This window comes from Pseudoalteromonas fuliginea (assembly GCF_000690055.1).
Classification (GTDB): Bacteria; Pseudomonadota; Gammaproteobacteria; order Enterobacterales; family Alteromonadaceae; genus Pseudoalteromonas; species Pseudoalteromonas fuliginea.
Map to the genome: position 1 here is coordinate 83,295 of NZ_JJNZ01000019.1, position 8,083 is coordinate 91,377.

General features: G+C 38.3%; 5 protein-coding genes. 3 read left to right on the forward strand and 2 right to left on the reverse strand.

Annotation, left to right across the window (positions count from 1 at the left end; all coding sequences use genetic code 11):
• The first annotated feature begins 32 nt into the window (after positions 1 to 32).
• Positions 33 to 2,858 (forward strand): tetratricopeptide repeat-containing hybrid sensor histidine kinase/response regulator, encoded by a 2,826-nt coding sequence (locus tag DC53_RS14015; protein WP_033028914.1) that lies wholly within the window; start codon positions 33 to 35, stop codon positions 2,856 to 2,858.
• A gap of 68 nt (positions 2,859 to 2,926) precedes the next feature.
• On the opposite strand, the gene rho is transcribed toward DC53_RS14015, so the two are convergent.
• Positions 2,927 to 4,186, reverse strand: a complete 1,260-nt coding sequence (gene rho / locus DC53_RS14010) for a transcription termination factor Rho (protein ID WP_007377355.1) — start codon at positions 4,184 to 4,186, stop codon at positions 2,927 to 2,929.
• Between the two features lie 186 nt (positions 4,187 to 4,372).
• The gene (gene trxA, locus DC53_RS14005; protein ID WP_002960942.1) at positions 4,373 to 4,699 is read right to left on the reverse strand and encodes a thioredoxin TrxA; all 327 of its coding nucleotides are present in this window, start codon (positions 4,697 to 4,699) and stop codon (positions 4,373 to 4,375) included.
• Positions 4,700 to 4,790: 91 nt separating this feature from the next.
• Between trxA and rhlB the strand changes: the two genes are divergently transcribed.
• Both rhlB and gppA read left to right on the forward strand, forming a co-directional pair.
• Positions 4,791 to 6,068, forward strand: coding sequence for an ATP-dependent RNA helicase RhlB (gene rhlB / locus DC53_RS14000; RefSeq protein ID WP_007377356.1), 1,278 nt, complete (start codon positions 4,791 to 4,793; stop codon positions 6,066 to 6,068).
• Positions 6,069 to 6,111: 43 nt separating this feature from the next.
• The gene (gene gppA, locus DC53_RS13995) at positions 6,112 to 7,605 is read left to right on the forward strand and encodes a guanosine-5'-triphosphate,3'-diphosphate diphosphatase (protein WP_007377357.1); all 1,494 of its coding nucleotides are present in this window, start codon (positions 6,112 to 6,114) and stop codon (positions 7,603 to 7,605) included.
• The last annotated feature ends 478 nt before the right edge of the window (positions 7,606 to 8,083 follow it).

Genomic DNA, 8,083 nt, shown 5'->3' on the forward strand with positions numbered 1-8,083 from the left:
TGTTATAAGTAACAATCTGAAGGATTAAAATTATGCGAGGCAAGTTTAAGTGCCTTTTATTCATTGTATGTAGTGCGCTAGCTCCACCGAGCTGTGCACAAAATGCTACTTTGTTACTTGATGAGTTTAAACAACAACAGCAATGGAGTGCAAAGCTTCAATCTGGTAATACATTGCTGGAAATGCAGGCAACCACCGCTAAAGATCGTGCTTTAGTGTATTCAGAGTTGGGTAACTTAGCATTTTCTAACGGCCAATATCCTGATGCATTACACTATTTTAAACTACTCGAAAAAGAAACATCCCTCTCATTTTTACCTACAGAAAATTTTCGCGCAATAAAAATGCAAGGGGTGATACTGTTTTATCAAGGCTTATTTCAGCAGGCTATTGTTGAATATAGTCGTGCATTGGTTATTGCTGAAAATAACAATGAAAAGCTTGAACAAGCTAATATATTAAATAATATAGGTTTAGCCTATTTTGATATGCATAATTTAAAGCTCACTCTTGATTATTATTTAAAAGTACAAAGCCTCTATGAAACTGAAGGTAGCGATCAGGATAAGGCTGATATTTTGCTTAATATCGCTGGAGTTTATGTGCGGTTATCGCGCTATGACAGTGCATTCGCTATCTATAAAGATGTTCTTCAAGTTTACCAAAAGCTAGGAGATCAAAGTGGTATTGCCCAAGTATATAACAATATGGGTGTGGCTTCTTTTGAAAGTAATCAATTCGACTTAGCACTACATTACTACGAGTTAGCACTGCATTATTATTTATCTGTTAATGACTATAACCACTTATCAACTCAGTACACCAATTTAGCGAATATTAACTTAATTTTAAATAAAGTGGATGTTGCCTATGAACAAGCAAGATTAGGTGAGAAATTTGCACTTAAAATTTCAAATCAAAGTTTGGAGCTTAATGCGCTATATGCTTTGGGAAAGGTACAATTTGTAAAAGGGGAACTCGATAAAGCTAAAGTGAGCTTGGAGCGTTCAACAGCGCTTGCCCACGAGTATAAAAGTGAGCGGATGATCCGAAATGGTTTAGGCACCAAGTCATTACTTGAAGCAAGCCAAGGTAATTACTCTAGTGCAATGATCCTTCACGAAAAGTTTATAGGTGAACTAAGACTATTGAGAAGCGATAGTATTATTAATGCATTGGCTGCATTGCAGGATCAATTCAAAGCAACTCAATTAAACCAAGAAATAAAGCAACTTAAGCAAGAGCGCAAAGTACAAGAATTAAAAATGGCTCAGCGCTCTCAGCTCACTTTGTTTGTTTTTGTATTGTTATTCTTGGTTGTTGTGACTGGTGTGGCACTGTATCGGCGTGGTGCAGAAAAGCGGGCGAAACATCACCTAGCTGAGCAGGTTGAGCAGCGTACAGCTGAATTGCAAGCAGTGGCGCAAGAATTAAGAGAAGCTAATGATGTAAAAAGTCAGTTTTTAGCAAATATTAGTCATGAAATTCGCACTCCTCTGACCGCAATTTTAGGCCAAACTGATGATTTAATTAACGGACTGTATGAACCTGAGCAACTTCAAGATGAATTAGAGATAATTCAACGCCATAGTGATCATTTAAAGAGTTTAATTAATGATGTGCTCGATTTAAGTAAAATAGAAGCAAACAGATTAGAGCTCAGTATTTCTTGTTTTGATATTGTGCAATTAATAAATGATGTACACGCTATGTTTATTACTCAAGCGACAGCAAAAAACCTACGTTTAGTGTTAGATAATCAAATTGGTGATGAGTTCTACACAAAATTAGATTTAATTCGTGTTAAACAAATACTCATTAATTTATGTGCTAATGCGATCAAGTTTACCCATTCAGGCCAAGTAGTGATTGTTCTAAATAAGACAGAACAAGGAGTCGTATTGGTCATTAAAGACACCGGAATCGGTATGAATTCAACACAATTAAAACTGATTTTCGAGTGCTTTAGCCAAGCTGATAACAGTATTAGTCGCCGATTTGGTGGTACGGGTTTAGGTTTGAGTTTGTCGCAGCAATTAGCCTCTATGATGGGAGGTTATATTAGTGTGCAAAGCGAATATAAGAAAGGCAGTCAGTTCTCATTCTTTTTACCGTGTGTAAAAGTTTCGAAAGAGCAGGGTCTTGCCGAATTACAAGCTCCAGTTTTAAAAGACAAGCAGTTAAGTGGGAGGGTTTTACTTGCTGAAGATCACCCTGATAATCGAAGGCTAATAAGTCGTTATTTACGCTCAATAGGACTCGAAGTTATTGCAGTTGAAAATGGTGAACAAGCCGTTGAACAATGCTTGCAAGAAGATCCAGATATAGTCTTACTCGATATACAAATGCCAGTGATGGATGGACGAGCTGCCTTTCAATTATTACAACAATGCGGTTTTCAACGTCCTATTTTTGCTTTAACTGCGAATGCAATGAGCCATGAGGTGGATGATTATTTAACACTAGGGTTCAGCGGATATCTAGCCAAACCTATCGATAAAGAATTATTTTATAAAACGTTAACTCAGTATCTTGGTTACACTAAAACGCCACAACAAGTTGAACAAAGTGATATTGATATGAGTGACTTGGTTATTAGTTTTAAGCAGAGTTTTACTTTAGAAAATGAGACTATAACACAGCACTTTATATGTGAAGATTTTGAAGCATTACAAAAAGATAGTCATCGTATTTTAGGTGCAGCGCAAATGTTTGGGCTGGATGAAATAGCGCAAGCAGCTAAAGATCTAGACAGAGCTTTATTACAAAAAGAAGATAATAGGAATAAGCAACATATCAAAGAGTTAGTGTTTAACCTGCAAGCTATTCTTCGAAAATACATGAAGGTTAACACATAAGTCAAATTGTTATTTATGGTATTAAAAAAGCGCCAAAAGGCGCTTTTTATTTTGAGTTTGGACGCTTCTTATTGACGTCTCATCGAATCAAAGAACTCATCGTTGGTTTTGCTCATTGATAGTTTATCGATTAAAAATTCCATCGCATCAATTTCTGACATGTCATGAACAATTTTACGTAAAATCCAAAGCTTCTGTAGCTCATCTGGCTTAGTTAGTAATTCTTCACGACGAGTACCTGAGCGGTTAAAGTCGATAGCAGGGAATACACGTCTTTCCGCAATTTTACGGTTAAGGTGCAGTTCCATGTTACCAGTACCTTTAAACTCTTCGTAGATAACTTCATCCATTTTAGAGCCAGTGTCGATAAGCGCTGTAGCTATGATTGTTAAGCTACCGCCTTCCTCAACGTTACGTGCAGCACCAAAGAAACGCTTAGGTTTATGAAGTGCGTTAGCATCAACACCACCAGTAAGTACTTTTCCTGATGAAGGAATAACGGTGTTATAAGCACGTGCTAAACGAGTGATTGAATCTAATAAGATAACAACATCTTTTTTATGCTCAACTAAACGTTTTGCTTTTTCGATAACCATTTCGGCAACTTGTACGTGACGAGAAGCGGGTTCATCGAATGTAGAGGCAATAACTTCGCCTTTAACTAAGCGCTGCATTTCTGTTACTTCTTCCGGACGCTCATCAATTAACAATACCATAAGCGTTGCATCTGGATGATTGTGTGTAATCGATTGCGCGATATTTTGTAGTAGCATTGTTTTACCCGCTTTTGGCGGAGCCACTAACAAACCACGTTGACCGCGGCCAATTGGCGATGCTAAATCAAGTACACGGGCTGTAATATCTTCTTTACTGCCGTTACCGCGTTCCATACGAAAACGTTCGTTAGCATGTAACGGAGTCAGATTTTCGAAAAGAATTTTAGTACGAGAGTTTTCAGGTTTATCAAAGTTAACTTCATTTACTTTAAGTAAAGCAAAGTAGCGTTCACCGTCTTTCGGTGGACGGATAAGACCTGAGATTGAATCGCCAGTACGCATGCTGAAGCGGCGAATTTGGCTAGGTGAAACATAAATGTCATCTGGCCCAGCTAAGTAAGAGGCTTCTGATGATCTTAAAAAGCCGAAACCATCTTGTAAAATCTCTAATACACCGCCGCCGAAGATGTTCTCTCCGCCTTTGGCATGTGATTTAAGAATAGCAAAAATAATGTCCTGCTTTCTTAAACGGGCTACGTTTTCGAGCCCCATGGACTCAGCTTGGTTTACAAGTTCTTTTATAGACTTGTCTTTTAATTCGCGTAAATGCATATTGGTGGGTTCTTTATTACAGTTGTCATACTCAAAATCGCTTTGATCGTTGAGTGAGGTTTGTTGAATATAACTAAGGATTAGTTGGCTTTATAAACTAGCAGTTCACTGGCGAAGCGTCCAGTCTTTATACAAAATAAATTCAAAAAAGGGCAAAAAGCCCTTTTTTATAGTTCTAGCTTACAGTTAGATGTTGTTTTCTAAAAACTCGATAAGCTGAGTTTTTGAAAGGGCACCTACTTTCGTTGCTGCAACTTGGCCGTCTTTAAAAAGAAGCAAAGTAGGGATACCACGAATACCAAATTTTGGCGGTGTTCCCGCATTTTGGTCAATATTTAATTTAGCAACAGTTACACGGCTGTCGTATTCATCAGCAACTTCGTGAAGAATAGGGGCGATCATCTTACAAGGTCCACACCATTCAGCCCAGAAATCTACTAGTACTGGTTTGTCAGATTGTAATACGTCAGCTTCAAAGCTATCGTCAGTAATTTGGATTATTTTCTCGCTCATTGCGCTCTCCGATTTAGTTAGGCGAAATATTTAGTGCGTATTTAAACACTCTTGTTTCTTATTGCAAGTTTAAACGTTATGCTTAAACGCTATGACTAAGACACATTTAACCGATAAAAAGTTTTCAGACTTTGCTATCGCACCGGAAGTGGTTGCCGGTTTAACCGAGAATGGGTTTGAATATTGCACACCTATTCAAGCAAAATGCCTACCTTTTATTTGTGATGGACGCGATATCGCGGGCCAAGCTCAAACTGGTACAGGCAAAACGTTGGCATTTTTAACTGCCACGTGCCATCGGTTATTACAATCTAGCAAAGCACCTAGTAAACATCCAAGAGCCCTGATCATGGCCCCTACTCGGGAGCTTGCGATTCAGATACACAAAGATGCTAAAATTTTAGCGCCGCACTGTAATCTTAACTTAGGTTTAGTATATGGTGGCGAAGATTACGAAAAACAACGTGCACAACTAGAAAAAGGCGTTGATATTTTAATTGGTACTACAGGTCGCCTAATTGATCTGTATAAGCAAGGCTGTTACACCCTTAATGAAATTGAGGTTGTCGTGCTTGACGAAGCTGATCGTATGTTCGATTTAGGTTTCATAAAAGATATTCGTTATATGTTTCATCGTATGCCGGATACATCAAAACGTTTAAACTTATTATTCTCTGCCACATTATCGTATCGCGTACAAGAATTAGCGTTTGAGCACATGACAAACCCAGAACATGTTCAAATTGAACCTGATGTTAAAACGGGTAAACGCATCCAAGAAGAGCTATTTCATCCTTCGCAAGAAGATAAAATTAAGCTGTTATTAACCTTAATTGAAGAAGAATGGCCGGAAAAAGCAATTGTATTTGCAAATACAAAACACAGTTGTGAAACCGTTTATGCTTGGCTTAAGTCAGACGGTCATCGTGTGGGCATGCTTACTGGTGATGTTAATCAGAAAAAACGCCAAACTATATTAGCGCAATTTAGTAAAGGTGAATTGGACTTTTTAGTAGCAACTGATGTTGCAGCACGCGGTCTTCATATTCCAGAAGTAAGTCATGTATTTAACTTTGATTTACCGGACGATTGTGAAGATTATGTTCACCGTATTGGTCGTACTGGCCGCGCTGGTGCATCAGGCCATGCAATTAGCTTTGCGTGTGAGCAATATGCATATAACCTGCATGAAATTGAAGAATATATAGAGCACAGCATTCCTTTATCGCATTACGATAAAACTGCATTGCTAGATGATTTAACTCAGCCTATTATTCAAAGAAAGCGCAACTATTCAACAGGTCCACGTAGCCGTAGTAATAACAGCGGACGTCGCCCAAATAATAGTTACCAAAAAGGACGGTCGTAAGCGATCGTTTGTATAAGCAGTAGTAACTAGAGGTTTTTGAACGGTGGGGCAACTTAAACCGCAAAAAAATGTTTATGCAGTTATTGATTTAGGCTCAAATAGCTTTCATATGCTTATTGTTAAATCAATCGCTGGTGGCCTACAAACAATAGGCCGCGTTAAACGAAAAGTTAGATTAGCCGCAGGACTTGATACAAAAAATGTATTGAGTTCTGAAGCAATGCAGCGAGGCTGGGAATGCCTTGCTCTTTTTGCTGAGCGCTTACAGGATATCCCCAAAAAAAATATCACCATAGTTGCAACTGCAACACTGCGTTTAGCAACGAATGCTGATGTTTTCAAAATTAAAGCAGAAAAAATTCTTGGTCATAATATCAATGTAATTAGCGGAGAAGTAGAAGCGCGCACAATTTATAAAGGTGTTGCTCATACTTCATCATGCACGGGCAAACAGCTTGTTATTGATATCGGTGGTGCTAGTACCGAGGTTGTTATCGGCAAAGGTTTTGAAGCACTGCACTATAAAAGCCTCAATATGGGGTGTGTAACCTATCTTGAACGCTACTTTAAAGATTGCCAATTAAGTGATAGTAACTTTAATACGGCAATAAAAGCAGCTCGCACTGTCATTGACGAAATATCTCCCGAATATAAAGCCGCTAGTTGGAAAGTTGCTTCAGGTGCTTCTGGTACAGTCCAAGCAATTCAAGAAATAATGGTCGCGCAAAATCTTGACGACTTACTTACGCTTGAAAAGCTTAACACGATAAAAAATCAAGCCATTGCATTTAGCACTATAGCCGCATTAGACCTTCCAGGGCTAAGTGAAGACCGCCGCTTGGTATTTGTATCCGGACTCGCTATCTTAATTGCGTTATTTGAATCTCTTGAAATAGAGAGCATGGGATTAGCGGGTGGAGCTCTGCGTGAAGGTGTTTTATATAGTATGGTGCCAGAGCTTCATAATAACAATATTCGTAAACGCACAGTTGATGGGTTTATGAGTCGTTATCATGTTGATCAAAAACAAGCGTGTCGAGTTTCAGGTTTAGCTGTGCAGTTAGCTGCAAATATTAATAAAGATTGGCCAATTGAAAGTTTAAATGGGCTACCATTATTAAAAGCAGTAGCACAGCTTCATGAGGTTGGATTGCTAATTGAGTATAAGCAGTACCATAAACACACTGCTTATATTTTGGAAAATACCGATATGCCAGGTTTTTCACAGTCTGAGCATAAGTTAATAGTAGCGGTAGCAGATGCACATCGTTCTGACTTTCCAAAAGACTGCTTTAACTCTCTCGGTATAAATAGTTTATTGGCACAATACATTGTTAGGCTATTACGTATTGCGGTTATTTTATCAATGCGTAGACAAGATGATGTAGTGCCTCATTTTGAGTTAACTGCTAAAAATGAAGTGTTAGACCTTAAGTTCGAAAGAAACTGGTTAAAGGATCATCCATTAATGGCCAGCGAGCTACAGCAAGAGTCTAAACAACAAGGTAAACTTGGGTGGAAGTTCATAGTAAACTAATTAAAAAAGGCCCATCAGGGCCTTTTTAGTGTTTAAAGTAACCATTTCGATGCAAATATGTGCGAACAGCATATTATTTCAAGTTTTCTTCAAAAAAGGGTTGATCTGTTTTCGGATCTCCCTATAATGCGGCCCCACTGAGACGGGAAACGCCAACGCATAGCGGGGCACGAACAACTCAGGGTGTTAAGTAAAGCTTAAATTGAATCTTTTTAGAAAGTTTAAATTTAAGTGTTGACAAAAAAATAGGAAAGCGTAATATGCGCAGCCCTAGCGAGATAAAGTTAAACTTTATAATCGCAACGTTCTTTAACAATATAAAGCAATCATCTGTGTGGGCACTCGTACAGATTGAGTTCTAACAGCCAAACTACTTACTCTTTATGGGTAATTAGCGAGGCAAACAAATTAGAGTCTCAATTGAAAACTGAGTGACCAACAGAATAGTTATTTCGGTAATTATTCGGCACAGTCAATT